Here is a 15,730-nt window from a genome sequence, read left to right as displayed (position 1 = left end):
AGCATAATTTTGAGTTTAAGAGCTTTAGTTTTAACTTCTACTCGTTGGGAGCAATTCTGGGACAATCTCAATCAGTATGGGTTTCCTGCTGCTGTCTAATAATTGTATTGTATTGAGGTCGCACCCTTAGAGAATGGTCAATATGTGGAGTTAGCTCCTGATGCCGCAGGAATTATTCATAGTCGGGAATTTGAAGGATTACGGCTCAATGTATCAGCCATCTTAAATGGTGACATATCAACAGTGCTCAAAACATTGCAATAAAAAAAGAACCTCCCGTTGGGAGGTTCTTTTTTTTAAAAGCCCATTACCTTGGCGACGCTGGTAATGTCTGGAGCGATGCCCTTATGTAACTTGGACTCGGCACAGGCGATCGCTGTATCAGGGTCTTTAATACCATTGCCTGTGAGTACACAGACAATCGTTGCGCCCGAAGGGATTTGATCGCTGACTTTTAGTAGTCCCGCTACCGAAGCCGCACTAGCAGGTTCACAGAAAACTCCCTCTTCTCCAGCGAGGAACTTGTAAGCAGAGAGAATTTCGACATCAGTGACACTATTAAAAGCGCCACCACTTTCTTCGCGAACCTTGAGCGCTTTCGCCCAGTTCGCAGGATTGCCAATTCTGATGGCAGTAGCGATCGTTTCAGGTTTGTCAAAAACTTGCCCAGTGACTAGAGGTGCAGAACCTGCGGCTTGAAAACCCATCATACGGGGCAGTTTTTTGGCTTTGCCCGACGCATAGTATTGCGAGAAGCCCATCCAGTAGGCGGTAATATTGCCCGCGTTACCCATGGGAATACAGAGCCAGTCAGGAGAATCGCCGATCGCTTCGACCAGTTCAAAGGCGGCTGTTTTCTGACCTTCCAGACGATAGGGGTTGACAGAATTAACTAGAGTAATCGGGAATTTCTCAGACATTTCCCGCACAATTTCGAGAGCTTGGTCAAAGTTACCATCGATCGCAATTACTTCTGCACCATAGATTAGAGCCTGACTCAATTTACCCAGCGCAATCTTGCCATCAGGAATCAAGACAAATGCTTTTAACCCACCACGCTTAGCATAAGCTGCGGCTGCCGCCGATGTGTTACCTGTACTCGCACAAATTACCGCCGCCGAGCCTGCCTCTTTTGCTTTAGAGATCGCCATTGTCATACCGCGATCTTTAAAGCTGCCTGTGGGGTTAAGTCCGTCATACTTGAGCAAGACTTTGATATTACGCCCTAGCTTTTCACTAAGAGCGATCGCGGGAATTAGCGGTGTATTGCCTTCATGCAAAGTTACAATCGGTGTTTGGTCTGTAACTGGCAAATAATCCGCATAGCGACATATCAGTCCTGGCCAACCATTGGGAACTGTAGAGGCAGGGTAAAGATCGAGACGAGTATCAATCACGCTTTCTTCTATAAAATACTTATAAACTGTCAAACCTAGTTTAGCCTGATACCAATTTCAAAATCCAGACTGGGTTTGAGTTGTACTGGCAAACGAGTATAAGCTTATATATTACTGCAAATAGTTAAAGTGATCGCCAAAATATACAGGGCATAAGTACCTATACCGAATAAATTACCGAAACCCTTAAGGTTGCGCCCCTGCGGGGCGCAACCTTAAGGGTTTCGGTTTGTAATGGAAAACTGAAACTATTCAGTTTGGCTAGCTAAAATAACGATTTAGTAAGCTTTCAACCTGAGATGGCTTGACATAACTATGACGATCTTTAGTAGGCATAATCATTAAATTAGGCGCTTGGTGGCATAGCTTTTGACATCCTGTTTTTTGAATTTGGATGCGATCGCTCCAACCGCGATCGCGCAATTCCTGATCCAAACGCTGATACACCTCTTTCCCACCCTGTAGCCAACAGTCCGATTTTTGACAGATCAAAATACAGGATACTTTATATTTTTTCTTCTCAATCACATTGTGTATTACTAGAGGAATCTAACATTGGTTTTGGATTGTTATTTATTGTCAATTGCCGCTCAAACCCAAACCAAGAAAGATTTTGAAAGCGTTGCTTTGCAACGCTTTCAAAATCTTTCTTGGTTTGGGTTTGAGCGTAAATTACTGTAATTTGTGATTTAGTTCGCTACTAAGGTAATTTAGCTGCATAAAGAAATGGGGCTTTTAGCTTCAGGATATCTTAACAAAATATTTATAGACAATTGTGACTGCTCTAATTCAGTAATTCTCGTTATGAAGCTGATTTTAGCGTTTCCAGCGCCCTCTTTGCTGGAAACGCTAAAATCGTTATTTTTGAAAGTCCGCCAACGGCGGACTTTCAAAAATAACGATTTTTATAATGGAAATTGCTAGTTTGAAATCAACCTCAGTTTGGCTTAATTTCAAACTAGCTCCTAGAAAGGGTTAGTGGCGAGAACCCTCTCTAGGAGGCATAGGAGCCAAAACAGTAACAGCCTTGCTTCGCAAGGCTGTTTTCGATATCGCCATTTACGTTAATTTAGTTTCTTACTCCAACCCCAAATTCACGTTTATTTATATAGCTGTAGCAATCCTAAATAGGTTGTGAGAGTGCGCCCCGAAGGGGCGCACTCTCACAACACTCAAAATCTTACAACTCATTTAGGAGCGCTATATAGCCATTCTTGTTAGGACTTAAAAACCAAATAGTGTGAGGCGGCGCTTTGCGCCGCCTTCATTTTTTACGAAGACATCAAAAAAGGCTCTTGCTAAGCAAGAGCCTTTTTTATTAGGTTAATGGAATCGGGCAGAGTCGAACTGCCGTCCGCACTAGCGCCTAACCTCCCAGTCATTCACAGGTTTATCCAATCTAATCCTCTTGGAGGGAACTGCTATTTATCTCTAGCAATGGGAGATGCACTGATAAAGTCTTAAGCGAAAAGCCTATCAGAGAAAGCTAATCACAGCATCCGTTGAGGGGTTGAGTGGTGCATTTAACGGAGTCATACAACACTCCTCGAAACCGAAAAGTTTGGTTCTTAGGCTGCTACTGGAGCTGCTTTACGAGAGAAAGATACAATGTTGTTCGCATGTACTTGTTTGAGCAATTGATTTACGAGAGATCGCTCACTCTCGACCTGCATCAAGGGATAGCTTCTACTAACACGTCGAAACCCTTACGATCCCTTATGATCTAAATATAGCACATTAAGCAAAAATGTATGATGGTTTGCAGCAAGTCTCATTATGAAACCGACGTTAGTATTTCCAAGCCCACAGGATCTATCGCTATAGTCAGTCTTGTTAGGACATAAAACCCAAATAGTGAGAAGTGGCACTTCTCACTATTTGGGTTTTGATTTGTCCTGATACAGGTGGCTATAGCTATAGAAATACTAACGTCGGTTTGTAAAAAGTGCAAAGCTCCGTAAAAACTAAACCCATCAAGGTTTTTAAAAACTAAAAAGGTCATAATAGCCCTTTTTAGTTTTAGTATTAGGCGATCGCTAATTCATAGGTTGAACTCCACTAAATTACTGGACTTTAAAGAAAGGGTAACAAAGTGTCTATTGCAAGCACAGAGATGGAATACATATCATCCAAGGAACTTAAAGAGTTGCATGGTTTAACCGATCACACGATCAAAAAGTTTTTAGGTGAATGTGACAAGACGGAGAAAAATCCAAAAAGCAAGAGTACAACTCTGCTCAAGCTCTATCGCATTGATCGAGTTAATGCAGTTTTAGACGATCCATCATTCGTTGAATGGCAAAGCAAGAAACAATCATCAACCACTAAACGCAAACAATCGATTGTCAATGTCGAGGCTGTGCAAAATATTGATGTGGTTGTACCTGCTAAATCTACCACTATTGTTGAGTCTGTCGTTAAGGCAGATGCCTTTGATTTTGAGCAAGGATTATCGCTGTTACAGACTGCGGATTGGGTTGATTTTCAATGGGAACATTTTCGAGAGGAAGATGATGATAAATTCTCAGAAGAGCAACAATTACATGCGGTGACGACGGTTAAAAAAATGTTGGTGGCTTGCTATTGGTTTGAGCCTAAAGATTTTTTCAAGGCTTTTAGTCAATATGGTAAGGGTGGCAAAGACAGTTCAGATGCAGTCAATGAATATAAATCAAGTATTTTGAAGGATGGATGGCGGGGAATTCCCTTGGTGAGTCTGATGATTAGCGATCGCCAAGATTCAACAAAAATGATGCTGGATTCTGGACATCACCGATGGACTGCGCTTAAGGAATTATGGGAAGCAGGAGAAATACCTAGCGATTTTAAAATTCCTGTTTTTGATTTAAAGAAATTGCGTCCAATTGTAAGGGATCAATACAATCCAAGCCTAGAATTTGCGCTGCGCTATGCAGTTACAGGTGGCTCATTGGGGCATGATTTTGCTCTGAGAGTAATCGCAAAAAACTGGTTTACAAGACTTTGTACTGGGGTTGATTGCTCCTATTGAGTATGCTCTCAAAATATTATAGTAACGCAAGAGATAGATAGGGCAAATCAAAACGAAAAATATGAGTGGCGGCGCAAAGCGCCGCCACTCATATTTTTCGTTTTATGTCCTCAGCAAAACTTACATTGCTATACATTGCTTTTCGCTCAAACCCATAACAAGAGAGCTTATAAGACCAAAACACAGAATGGCATAGCCATTGCTTAATTTGACGTGAGTTCGATATAGCCATTAGCGTCGTGCGAAGCACGACGCTAATGGCAAAAAATGGTAAGAATCGCTTAGCGATTCTTACCATTTTTTGCTTTTGTCGAACTGACGTTAATTTGGTATTACAGACTTTCTTGGTGGGGAATTATGCTAAACGTTGATACCGCATTCCGGGACATGGGGCGATCGCACCTATCAGTTCTAAATGGGTTAAAGCACCCAATACCTCGCCCGAAGGCGACTTTGTTTGTTCGACAATCCAATCTAGACCCACGGGATCGCCAAAACCGATCGCTTGGAGAATATTTTGTTGTAATAGGGGAAGTTCAGAAATAGCGATCGCAGGGGCAGGTTTATCTAAATTTGGCAACATACCCAAAGCTTCCAATAACTCATCTATGCCTAAAATCGCCTGTGCGCCTTTACCCAATAATTTCAAGCAACCCTTGGCTTCGCTAACTTCAAGGGAATTCGGCAAGGCATAGACATCGCGTCCATATTCATTGGCTTGATAGGCGGTGATTAAGGCTCCTGATCGCTCAGGTGCTTCCATTACTAAAGTAACTCGGCTCAATCCTGCGATAATCCGATTACGGGCTGGGAAATGAGTTTTATCGGGCGGAGTACCTTGGGGATATTCGCTCACTACTAGCCCTGAAGCGACGATTTGTTCGTAAAGAGATTTATGTTTGTAGGGATAAATGCGATCAACGCCCGTCCCAACTACTGCCAATGTTTGACCACTAACTTCCAAACAAGCTTTGTGGGCTTCGCCATCGATACCTTCAGCCATGCCAGAAATAATTGTAAAGCCACGACTCGCTAAGGCTGAGACTAATTTCTTTGTCCAGCGCTTTCCATAGGGTGTGGCGTTGCGCGTTCCCACGATCGCCACTGTATTGCGTTCATTCCACTGGATAAGATGTCCGTGATAATAGAGAATTGGCGGTGGATCGGGGATTTCCCAAAGTAACTGCGGATATTCGCGATCGCTGGGAGTCCAGAAATTGAGATTATTATGCTCATGTATCGCCAATAGCGACAATGGCTCGACTTCACGCTGTGCTTGGCGAATGGTTTCTAGCGTTTGACCGCCAATACCTTCCACTACTTGCAAATCGCTCGGCAAAGCCTGCCAAGCTTCTGACATGGAGCCAAATGCTTGATATAGTCGTTTTATCAACACAGGCCCAATGCCGCGAATTTGCGACCATGCTAACCAATAGGCTCTTTCAGAATTAGGGCTAAGGCTCATGAATTCTATGGTGTTAAGTACTCGTGCAAAATAAATTCCCAAATCCACAAAGTTGCGCCCCTGCGGGGCGCAACTTTGTGGATTTGGGTTTGTAATTAATTATGTTCATCTATAGCGATTCTAAATGAGTCGTAAGATTTGGAGGGTTGAGAGATTGCGCCCCAAAGGGGCGCAATCTCTCAACCACTTATTTCAGTAAATGGTTAATCCCATGCTCTAGACGAGCGCTGACAGTGGCTGCATCGCATTCACTATCGATAGTCAGCAATTTCTGTTTATAGCCGTAATATTCTAATAAAGGCATAGTTAACTCCAGAAATTGCTCAATCCGTTTCTGAATTACCTCGATTGTGTCATCGGAACCACCACGCGATCGCGATCGCTGCATCAATGTCTCTTCCGAAGCTTGTAAATAAATAGCATGGTCAAGGGGACAGCCCAACTCATCTAGCAAAAAGTCTAACTCCTCCGCCTGAAAAGACGTGCGGGGATAGCCTTCTAAAATCCATCCCTGCTGCGTATCTTCCATACCCAGACGCAAGCGCATCATTGCAATCATCAGTAGATCAGGAACAAATTCCCCTGCCTCAACAAAGTTTTTCACCTCTAAGCCTAAATCTGTTCCCGATGCCATCTCCAACCGCAAAATTTCGCTAGTTGAGATCACAGGAATATTTAGCAAAGCCTGTAAATGTAAAGCTTGGGTGGTTCTCCCTGAGCCTGATGCACCTAATAGAACAAGTCTGACCATAGAGTTATGCCATCACATTTTTAAAAAAGGCGATCGCATCTTTTAGAGAAGCGACAAAGGTATCGATTTCGGCTTTAGTGTTATAGAAATAAACACTTGCTCTTGCCGTCCCACTAATTCCTAAAAAGCGATGCAATGGTTGCGTGCAGTGATGCCCTGAACGAATCGCAATGCCGTCTTGATCGAGCATAGCCGATAGGTCATTAGCATGAATCCCGTGAGCGATCGTGAATGAGGCTAAACCTGCGCGATCATGGCGGGGGCCATAAATTTGAATATCGGGAATATCATCGAGATAATCCATCAAGTAAGTAATTAATTCCTGTTCGTAAGCGTGGATTTTATCCATGCCGATCGCGGTTAAATAATCCACCGCCGCACCAAGGGCGATCGCCTCACCAATCGCAGGAGTTCCCGCCTCAAATTTATGGGGTAAACCAGCATAGGTGGAATGATCGAGAAACACATCGGCAATCATTTCACCACCACCCATAAATGGAGGCATCTCTAGCAAGAGGTCACGCTTACCATAGAGAAAGCCAATACCAGTCGGCGCACACATTTTATGTCCTGAAGCCACGAGCCAATCACAATCGAGAGCCTGTACATCAATCGGCATATGTGGCACACTCTGGCAAGCATCCAGTAATACCTTGGCTCCCTGTGCATGGGCTAAGGGAATCATCTCTTCCACTGGATTCACACAGCCGAGAGTATTGGAAACATGAACGATGGAAACTAATTTGGTTTTAGGATTGAGCAAGGATTTGAACTGTTCTACGCTCAATATTCCCTCACTAGTCGGTTCTAAAAACTTGAGAACTGCGCCTGTACGCTGAGCAATTAGTTGCCAAGGCACGATATTGCTGTGATGCTCCATAACTGAGAGAATCACTTCATCCCCCTCTTTCAAGTTCGCCCAACCCCAAGTATAGGCAACTAGATTAATTGCTTCGCTGGCATTACGGGTATAAATAATTTCCTGAGATGACTGAGCATTAACAAATTTGGCAATCTTTTCCCGCGCTCCTTCGTAAGCATCAGTGGCTCTTGCGCTGAGGGTATGAGCACCACGATGGACGTTAGCATTATCATGCTCATAATAATATTTCCAAGCATTGATTACTGCTTTCGGCTTCTGCGAACTAGCGGCATTGTCAAAATAAATGAGGGGCTTGCCGTTGACCTCTTGATTCAAAATTTCAAAATCTGCTCTGACCCGCTCTGCCAAGGTCTTTTCGTAGGTTAATGTCATGAGGCTTAGATGGTTGCTGTCGTAACTGCTATCTGCATTTTAACAGTTCAAACCCCTAAAAAGCATGAAGCGTTGCGACGCAACGCTTCATGCTTTTTAGGGCATACCATAGAGGCGGCGCTTTGCGCCGCCTCTATTCGTTTGGGTTTTATAGCTATAGCCACCTGTATCAGGACAAATCAAAACCCAAATAGTGTGAGGCGGCGCTTCGCGCCGCCTCACACTATTTGGGTTTTAAGTTTACTTATGCCTAACTACTTACAGATTAATTCGCCAACTTCCAAACTTTTATCTTGCCGTCCAGACTGCCACTGATCAACAGTTTTTGATCAGTACTAAATCCCACCGATGACACACCTTGCTCATGCTCTGACAAAACCTGAGGTGATCGCTTGTTTTTTAAAAACCAAATCCGAATCGTCTTATCAGCACTGCCACTAGCTAGTAAACCGTTATCATTGCTGAAAGCGATCGTATGTACTTCTCCGTTATGTCCTGTGAGAACTTCCTTTAACTGTCCTGTCCCTCCATCCCATAGACGGACAGTATTATCTTCCATTGCACTAGCGATATTTTTGCCATCGTTGCTGTAGACAATCGATCGCACGGGGCTGCCAGTTTCCACTAAGGTTTTGAGGACTTTCCCTGTGTCCACATCCCATAATCGAATTGCCCCATCTTTGCTGCCACTGGCTAAAACTTTGCTATCAGGTGTAAAGGAAACATCATAAACCCATGATTTTTCAGATAGTGTCCTGATCGGTTTACCCGTTTCGGCATTCCATAAACGAATGGTGCGATCGCCGCTAGAGCTAGCGATCGTCTTCCCGTCAGGACTGAAGATAGCCGTGTATATCCGTTCTTGATGTCCTTCTAACGTATGGAGGATTTTACCTGTGGCTACGTCCCAAATAATCACTTTGCGATCGTCACTGCCACTAACTAACCGCTTGCCATCAGGACTGAAGTTCACATCATAGACTCTTCCTGTATGCCCTTTCAGAGTCCGCAATTTTTGATTCGTTTGTAAGTCCCATAGCCCAATGATTCGTTCTGAGTTAGCCCCTGCTATGATTTTACTGTCAGGGCTAATCGTAACTCCATAAATTGCATCCCTTGCACCATTGATGGGAAATTCTTTGACCAAGGATGGAACTACATTTGATAAATTGGAAGAATTAGTTGCAGATTCTGGCAAGGCTGTTTTTTCTGGGGAATCGTCAGAACTATCTGAATTTATTGGCTTTGGGGAATGTCCAAATGTCAGAACTAGAGCCGTAATCATAACCGCGCCCAGAGTAATGATGCCTAAACCCAAGTGCCAAGGCTGAAAATGTTGCCAAATACCTAATTTAGATATTTCCTGTTTCTGGGCTGAATGGCGATCGCGCACAGGCTCATTGTTGGCATAGCTTCTAGGATTGTTGGCTTGAGTCGCCTCTGCACTGAGCAGTACCGTTGGCAAACTGTGATTGACCTGAGAACTCGGATAGCGATTGATAAATTCCTTGATCTCCTCATAGGTTGCTTCCGCACTAGGATAACGTTGCCGAAAATCAAACCGCACCATTCGCGACAGAATATCCGCAAATTCTGGATAGACTTTGGGAGCAGATTCACGCCACATAATTTCTAGGTTTTCATCTTTGACCAGATGACTAGGGGAAAGCCCTGTCAGCGCTTGAATGCCAAGCATTCCGATCGCATAGATATCGCTAGCAAATTTTGGTTCACCATGCGCCTGTTCACTGGGCATATATCCTGGAGTCCCAATTCCTACCGTATAGCCACCATTATCTGATTGTCCTTCTAATATCGCCGTGGGTGTAACGATTTGCTTCACTACGCCAAAATCAATTAAAAAAAGCTGTCCATCACGGCGACGAATAATATTTTCGGGCTTAATGTCACGATGGATTACATTGTTTTGATGGACAAAGCTGAGGACAGTTAAGAGATTTTGTAATAAATCCGCAACTGCGAACTGTTCCCAAATCTTGCCACGCGGTAGTTCATGACTAAGATCTTTGCCATCAATATATTCTTGAACTAAATAAAATTCTGATAATTCCTCAAAGTGGGCAAACAGTTGGGGGATTTGGGGATGAGTTCCGAGTCGATAGAGAACTTGAGCTTCAGTTTCAAACAGTCGTCGGGATAGTTGCAAGACGCTAGCTTCTTGGATATGGGGACTCAGCCTTTTAATTACTCTGGTGGGGCGATCGGGTAGGTGTAAATCTCGTGAGAGATAGGTCTCACCAAATCCGCCACCACCCAAACGCGCCGTAACTTCGTAATGCCCACCGACTATTTGCCCAGTTGTAAGACTCATAAACTATTTCTTAAGCTAATTCTGTGGATGTCTTGGACTTAATTACTGATGTTACGTGGATGGAATTCCTACAATCACCTAAGTCTAGGGCTGGCACGGGGGTGCAGCCCCTACAAAATCTAAATTATTAGGGTAGGGGCAATCCCCCCGTGGTTGCCCTGCTTTGCTAGCAACAAGAGATTCATCATCTGAGTTCAACGTAACATCAGTTAATTACAATCTTGCCATACAAGTTATAGCTGTCGCTATATCTGGAATTGCAGATCTTAGTCCAAATAGTGTGAGGCGGCGCTTCGTGCCGCCTCTTATCCTATGGCTGTCAACAGTCTTACGGCTCTTTGCACTCAAACCTTTAGAATTTAGGAGGCGGTGCTTCGCACCGCCTCCTAAATTCTAAAGGTTTACGAAGCACAGCTTAGCGCTAGCTTAAAGCAGTATAGTGATAGCTAAAGTGCAAGTTTAAGACGCTATGACCCCTTTACCGAAATATCGCCCTAAACAACTATCTTTAGGACGCTTAGAATCAGAAATCCTCAATATTATTTGGGATAATACAAGGCTAGGTGCGACAGATATACACGATCGCATCTTGTCCGATCCCGATCGCGAGTTAGCCTATGGCTCAGTGATGACGGTACTGCGACGACTAGAGCAGAAGGGTTGGATTCATTGCGAAAAAGAGGGGCGTTCGCTTTATTGGCAAGCACGAATTTCTCGTGAAGAAGCGCAAGCATTGGATGCTTATCATCAACTCAATCGCTTTTTAGAAGTGGGTGATGCGGATATTGTTGCTGCTTTTGCTAATGATCTCGATCATGCCAGTATGGACAAGCTTGAAGCGATCGCTGTCCGTCTCAAAAATATCCGTCAATTGAGAGAACAATCACAAGAAGGTTAAGTCCATGCCCTTTTTCTCTATACATTTTGTGATGCTGTTTGGCTCTCTCTGTCTTGCATGGGGATTGCGCTATGGTTGGCAAAATAGCAGCGATGCTACTTGTCCTGTAAGTTGGCAGATGCGCTGGCAGAAGGCGCTAGTATGCTTTGTGCTGCCGCCATTGCTAGTGGTGATGACCGCGATCGCCGTGCTATGCATGGGAGCCGAAGGACAAATGATTGGCTTGCAAGCAGGACGACTCAGCTATGCGATCGCCATAATATTTTTGATTTACAGTGTGTTTCGGGGTGGTCAACTCTCTTGGAGCGGCTGGCAATCTTTACAAAAACTGCAAGAGATGGTTGCCGATGTGGAGCATGTTAACTCGGTTAATCAACCGATCCGCTTGCTGAATATGCCGATGCTATTTGCTGCTCAAATTGGCTTTTGGCGATCGCAACTTTTTGTGAGCCAAGGTTTACTTGACAGCCTTGATACCGAACATCTTGATGCAGTTTTGTGGCATGAACGCGCCCATGCCTATTACCGCGATACATTTTGGTTTTTCTGGCTCGGTTGCCTGCGTCAAGTGATGCCTTGGTTGCCAAATACCCAAGCTTTATGGGAAGAGTTGCTACTGTTGCGAGAACTTCGCGCCGATCGCTGGGCGGCTCAATATACAGATGGTTTATTAATCGCTGAGTCATTACTAGCCATGGTTAGTAGTAATAATATGCACTCAACCCCAACTTTTGCCGCAGCCTTTGGGGCGACCAATACTAGCAATCGTCTAGAAGAACGGGTGAGCTTTTTACTTGCCGAGCCTGAACCGTTACCACAATTTTCTTGGCGATCGCTATTTTGGATTGGCTTTTCCCTGTTACCGCTTACTGTATTACCATTGCATTACTAAAAAGTAGAGAGGGCGCTTCGCGCCCTCTCTACTTTTAGGTTTTTAAAACTCTTTCTGGGTTTGATTTTTAATTGCCAAAAGTGTAACGACACTTTTGGCAATTGGTATTATTGGTATAAGCATTTAGAAACTATTTAAGAATTACTTTTTAGTATAAAAAACCTAAGAGATCCCCCTCAATCCCCCTTAAAAAGGGGGAAGAAGATAATTCTCCCCCCTTTTTAAGGGGGGCTGGGGGGGATCTAGACAATTCTTAAATGGCTTCTTAGATAAATCTAGATAAATCAGATCGCCACCATCATCTAGCCATGAGCAAAGCGAGTAAACATGAATCAACCCAAGTCCCAGTTTATCCGCGTTGATCGAGGTATTAGTCAGTTCAATCATGACTACTATGCCGCACTGGGCTTGCCAATCATCAGCAGTCCTGTTTACATTCGCCATGTCTATGTGAGCATTGCGCGGATACTACATCCTGATGTGTATGGCTTTTCATCTGAAGAAAAGGAAATCGCCACGCAATATCTAGCGAAATTGGTTAACCCAGCCTACAACGTCCTCATGAAGGATGAAGAGCGCAAAGCTTATCAAGGCATCTTTAAGCTGCTTGCTAAGAGGTTAATGCAAAAATCGCGCAATGTGCCAATTCATTCGGCGATCGCCTGTGAGTTAATGATGGCTCCTAACGATGGTCTTTACGAGCGCTCAGTTTCTAAGATCGCGCAGGTACAGTATCAATCCATCAAAACTATTCTGGAATATACAGCCCAAATCAGTGAACTAAATCTGGTTTACATTCTTTACAAAGAAGGCTATCAATACGGCGCAGACAATATGCCGCCAGTACTGATGCCCATGTCACCCACCCATCCCAAGCCTTATGTAGCCCCCTATCCTATCCCAGCCCCCAAAACTAGTTATCCCCAACCTACTCAATACAAAAGTTACCAACCTCCGATTAATCGGAAATCTGACCCCGACGAAACGATAATTCAAACCAGAATTGAGGAACGTGATACTAGCGCGATCGCCGATCGCCTGAGAATCTGTGAAATCTATATTAGTCAGGGTGATTGGAAATCCGCACTCAAGGATTTGCGTGAGATCTTGCAACTTGATAAGAACAATAGTAGATGTCACGCCATGCTGGGTGTGGTATATAAAAACGTCAACCAGCCGCAAATGGCAAAAGTTAGCTTGCAGCGATCGCTTCAGATTAATCCTCGAGAGCCATTAGCGCTCAAACATATTAAAGAGCTTGATAATCCCAATCCTAGCCAAACTAATACTAAAAACAACAGTAAAAGTGAACCGAAGCCCAATCCAGCGACTACTAAAAAAACACCGATTCCACCGCCACAAAAACGCGGCTGGCTGTCCAATCTGCTCGGATGGGCTTCACCCGATGATCGCGATGACTCACGTAAATAAAGATGAGTCATCGCGATCGCAACAATACACAGAGCGGCGGCAAAAGATATAGAATGAACCTAGTTAAAACCATAGTCAGGAGTTTTGAGAGAGTATGCAGCCAATCATTTTTCCAGGTTCTGCGGTGCGGGTTATCAATGAAGGTGATACCTATTATGGGTTTCAGGGGCAAGTGCAACGGGTAACCGATGGTCGTGTCGCCGTGATTTTTGGTGGTGGGAACTGGGAAAAGATCGTTTCGTTTCGGGCTACTGAGTTAGAACTGATTGATACGACTGTTAGCTCTAAAGCAAAGAAGAAATAATTGTGGCAAATTTACCGACTCCAGATAAGTCAATAGGTAAATCTTCGGGGCAACCATCAGACGATTTCAGTCAGGTGGGGCGCTCGGCTGTGAAATTTATTGTTCGCAGTGTATTTCTGGGCGTGAGTGCGATCGCAGGTACGGGTATTGGTTTAGCGATCGCCCTCACGCGACCAGATTTAGTCTGGCAACCCTCATTTAACTTTTTAAATTACAAAAAGCAGCAATTTACCCTCTCTTCTGATGCATTGTTTGATACGGACAAGGCAAGTATTCGTCCAGAAAGTTTTCGGTTACTCGATGAAGTGGCGGCTCAATTACCCTTAGCCACGGGCAAGCGAGTCAGGATTAATGGGCATATGGATTTGGGTAGTGCAGGGGATGAACTGACTCTTTCATATTTACGAGCTACAGCCGTTAAGGACTATTTGGCAAGACTGCGCGGTGAACAGACCTATTATTGGATGGTGGTTGGTTATGGTGCTAGTCGTCCCTTGGCTAGTAGTGCAGCCGATAGCAACGGCAAAAGTAACCGCCGCATCGAGATTTTTGTAGATGACTAGATATGCAAATCACCTTTCTCGGTACTAGTTCGGGTGTACCCACACGCGGGCGCAATGTCTCCAGTGTGGCAGTGCGTCTACCTCAACGTGCCGAAGTTTGGCTGCTCGATTGTGGTGAGGCAACTCAGCACCAATTACTGCGAAGTGATGTAAAAATTAGCCAAATCACCAAGATCTTTGTCACGCATATGCATGGCGATCATATTTTTGGTTTACCAGGGTTGCTGGCAAGTTGTGGCATGGCGGGGAATGTCAGCCATATTGATATTTATGGGCCATCAGGTTTGGGTGACTATCTTGATGCTTGTTTGCGCTATAGCGAGACGCGCCTCTCCTATTCGATCAAGGTACATAAGGTCAAAACGGGACTAGTTTGCGAAGATTCAGAATTTTATATGATGGCGGCTCCACTCAAGCATAAAGTCACAGCCCATGGTTATCGCTTGGTAGAACGCGATCGCGCGGGTAAGTTTGATGTCGATAAGGCGATCGCAATGAATATTCCCCCAGGTCCAATTTTTGGCGAACTGAAGCAAGGGAAAACGGTGACGCTTCCCGATGGACGCAAAATAGATGGAAAGGAATTTTGTGGCGCTCCCCAGATCGGGCGGAAGATTGCCTATTGTACAGATACAATTTTTTGTGATAGTTCCGTGGAATTAGCTCAAAATGCGGATGTGCTAATCCATGAGACAACCTTTGCTCATCAAGATTCTGACATGGCTTTTCAGCGGTTACATTCCACTAGTACGATGGCGGCTCAAGTAGCACTATTGGCGAATGTGAAGCAATTAATCATGACTCATTTCAGTCCTCGCTATTCGCCTGGTAATCCCATTCTATTGGAAGATTTAGTTAATGAAGCGAGGATGATTTTTGCGAATACGATTCCTGCCTATGATTTTATGACTTACGAGATCGCTCCTTCTCATCTTGCTAAGTACTGATGTGAGTTGATGTAAGGATTAGTAGCGTGGGCTTTGCTCATCTTACCAATTGATGTTACGTGGATAGAATTCCTACGATCATCCGATCATCTAAGTCTAGGGCTGGCACGGGGGCACAGCCCCTACAGAATCTAAATTATTGAGGTAGGGGCAATCCCCCCGTGGTTGCCCTGTCATGCTAGCAGCAAGCAATTCATCATCTGAGTTCCACGTAACATCAGTTACCAATAGGTATCAACTATAGCATCGCAAGAGATAGATAGGACAAATCAAAACCAAAAAGATGAGTGGCGGCGCGAAGCGCCGCCACTCATCTTTTTGGTTTTATGTCCTAAGCTAAACTTACATTGCTACAGTAATTAACGTGAGTTCGACGAACTAAAAGATGGCAGGAGGAAGAGCAGGTAAGCCTTTGAAGAGAAGATCTAAAGCAGGTTTAGTCTCTCGATATGTATAAGCAACCAACCCAGCTAAAAGGTTGACAA

15 protein-coding genes and 1 other RNA gene are annotated in these 15,730 nt (G+C 44.2%); 8 read left to right on the top strand and 8 right to left on the bottom strand.

Annotation, left to right across the window (positions count from 1 at the left end; all coding sequences use genetic code 11):
- Window positions 1-102: 102 nt before the first annotated feature.
- Window positions 103-264: a hypothetical protein gene (locus VB775_RS09710; RefSeq protein WP_281009304.1), complete on the top strand. Its 162-nt coding sequence runs from the start codon at window positions 103-105 to the stop codon at window positions 262-264.
- A 32-nt stretch (window positions 265-296) separates the two neighbouring features.
- Here the strand turns inward: VB775_RS09710 and thrC are convergent, their stop codons facing one another.
- The 3 genes from thrC to ssrA form a co-directional block, all read right to left on the bottom strand.
- Entirely contained in the window at window positions 297-1,397 is a 1,101-nt protein-coding gene (gene thrC / locus VB775_RS09705; RefSeq protein ID WP_281009305.1) for a threonine synthase, read from the bottom strand.
- A gap of 261 nt (window positions 1,398-1,658) precedes the next feature.
- Window positions 1,659-1,925 carry a (2Fe-2S) ferredoxin domain-containing protein gene (locus VB775_RS09700; protein WP_281009306.1) on the bottom strand — a complete coding sequence of 89 codons (267 nt, stop codon included), beginning with the start codon at window positions 1,923-1,925 and terminating at the stop codon, window positions 1,659-1,661.
- Window positions 1,926-2,721: 796 nt separating this feature from the next.
- Window positions 2,722-3,113: a transfer-messenger RNA gene (gene ssrA, locus VB775_RS09695) on the bottom strand.
- A 376-nt stretch (window positions 3,114-3,489) separates the two neighbouring features.
- On the opposite strand from ssrA, the gene VB775_RS09690 reads away from it, so the two are divergent.
- The gene (locus VB775_RS09690; protein WP_281009307.1) at window positions 3,490-4,407 is read left to right on the top strand and encodes a hypothetical protein; all 918 of its coding nucleotides are present in this window, start codon (window positions 3,490-3,492) and stop codon (window positions 4,405-4,407) included.
- Between the two features lie 355 nt (window positions 4,408-4,762).
- Here the strand turns inward: VB775_RS09690 and dprA are convergent, their stop codons facing one another.
- The 5 genes from dprA to VB775_RS09665 all read right to left on the bottom strand — a co-directional run bounded on the left by dprA (window position 4,763) and on the right by VB775_RS09665 (window position 10,210).
- Window positions 4,763-5,872, bottom strand: coding sequence for a DNA-processing protein DprA (gene dprA / locus VB775_RS09685; RefSeq protein WP_281009308.1), 1,110 nt, complete (start codon window positions 5,870-5,872; stop codon window positions 4,763-4,765).
- Window positions 5,873-6,059: 187 nt separating this feature from the next.
- A complete protein-coding gene (locus tag VB775_RS09680; protein ID WP_281009309.1) occupies window positions 6,060-6,623 on the bottom strand; it encodes an adenylate kinase family protein in 564 nt (187 codons plus the stop codon).
- Between the two features lie 4 nt (window positions 6,624-6,627).
- Window positions 6,628-7,878 (bottom strand): SufS family cysteine desulfurase, encoded by a 1,251-nt coding sequence (locus tag VB775_RS09675; RefSeq protein WP_281009310.1) that lies wholly within the window; start codon window positions 7,876-7,878, stop codon window positions 6,628-6,630.
- Between the two features lie 96 nt (window positions 7,879-7,974).
- A complete protein-coding gene (locus VB775_RS09670) occupies window positions 7,975-8,100 on the bottom strand; it encodes a hypothetical protein (RefSeq protein ID WP_323216749.1) in 126 nt (41 codons plus the stop codon).
- 43 nt (window positions 8,101-8,143) lie between these two features.
- Window positions 8,144-10,210, bottom strand: a complete 2,067-nt coding sequence (locus tag VB775_RS09665; RefSeq protein ID WP_281009311.1) for a serine/threonine-protein kinase — start codon at window positions 10,208-10,210, stop codon at window positions 8,144-8,146.
- Window positions 10,211-10,679: 469 nt separating this feature from the next.
- On the opposite strand from VB775_RS09665, the gene VB775_RS09660 reads away from it, so the two are divergent.
- The 6 genes from VB775_RS09660 to VB775_RS09635 all read left to right on the top strand — a co-directional run bounded on the left by VB775_RS09660 (window position 10,680) and on the right by VB775_RS09635 (window position 15,245).
- Window positions 10,680-11,108 carry a BlaI/MecI/CopY family transcriptional regulator gene (locus tag VB775_RS09660; protein ID WP_281009312.1) on the top strand — a complete coding sequence of 143 codons (429 nt, stop codon included), beginning with the start codon at window positions 10,680-10,682 and terminating at the stop codon, window positions 11,106-11,108.
- Window positions 11,109-11,112: 4 nt separating this feature from the next.
- On the top strand, window positions 11,113-12,000 hold the full coding sequence (locus VB775_RS09655; protein WP_281009313.1) for a M56 family metallopeptidase: 888 nt from the start codon (window positions 11,113-11,115) through the stop codon (window positions 11,998-12,000).
- Window positions 12,001-12,327: 327 nt separating this feature from the next.
- Window positions 12,328-13,431, top strand: coding sequence for a DnaJ domain-containing protein (locus tag VB775_RS09650; protein WP_281009314.1), 1,104 nt, complete (start codon window positions 12,328-12,330; stop codon window positions 13,429-13,431).
- 103 nt (window positions 13,432-13,534) lie between these two features.
- Window positions 13,535-13,735: an NAD(P)H dehydrogenase subunit NdhS gene (locus tag VB775_RS09645; protein ID WP_094536372.1), complete on the top strand. Its 201-nt coding sequence runs from the start codon at window positions 13,535-13,537 to the stop codon at window positions 13,733-13,735.
- Between the two features lie 2 nt (window positions 13,736-13,737).
- A complete protein-coding gene (locus tag VB775_RS09640; RefSeq protein WP_281009315.1) occupies window positions 13,738-14,298 on the top strand; it encodes an OmpA family protein in 561 nt (186 codons plus the stop codon).
- Between the two features lie 2 nt (window positions 14,299-14,300).
- Window positions 14,301-15,245: a ribonuclease Z gene (locus tag VB775_RS09635; protein WP_281009316.1), complete on the top strand. Its 945-nt coding sequence runs from the start codon at window positions 14,301-14,303 to the stop codon at window positions 15,243-15,245.
- Window positions 15,246-15,730: the final 485 nt, after the last annotated feature.

Origin of the sequence: Pseudanabaena sp. CCNP1317 (genome assembly GCF_034931345.1) — a bacterium.
Lineage (GTDB): Bacteria > Cyanobacteriota > Cyanobacteriia > Pseudanabaenales > Pseudanabaenaceae > Pseudanabaena > Pseudanabaena galeata.
This window is presented reverse-complemented; position numbering and strand designations above follow the sequence as displayed.

Excerpts from the sequence above, each read along its gene's own strand:
- dprA (WP_281009308.1), bottom strand. The coding sequence starts at position 5,872 with ATGAGCCTTAGCCCTAATTCTGAAAGAGCCTATTGGTTAGCATGGTCG.
- VB775_RS09680 (WP_281009309.1), bottom strand. The coding sequence starts at position 6,623 with ATGGTCAGACTTGTTCTATTAGGTGCATCAGGCTCAGGGAGAACCACC.
- VB775_RS09675 (WP_281009310.1), bottom strand. The coding sequence starts at position 7,878 with ATGACATTAACCTACGAAAAGACCTTGGCAGAGCGGGTCAGAGCAGAT.
- VB775_RS09665 (WP_281009311.1), bottom strand. The coding sequence starts at position 10,210 with ATGAGTCTTACAACTGGGCAAATAGTCGGTGGGCATTACGAAGTTACG.
- VB775_RS09660 (WP_281009312.1), top strand. The coding sequence starts at position 10,680 with ATGACCCCTTTACCGAAATATCGCCCTAAACAACTATCTTTAGGACGC.
- VB775_RS09655 (WP_281009313.1), top strand. The coding sequence starts at position 11,113 with ATGCCCTTTTTCTCTATACATTTTGTGATGCTGTTTGGCTCTCTCTGT.
- VB775_RS09650 (WP_281009314.1), top strand. The coding sequence starts at position 12,328 with ATGAATCAACCCAAGTCCCAGTTTATCCGCGTTGATCGAGGTATTAGT.
- VB775_RS09635 (WP_281009316.1), top strand. The coding sequence starts at position 14,301 with ATGCAAATCACCTTTCTCGGTACTAGTTCGGGTGTACCCACACGCGGG.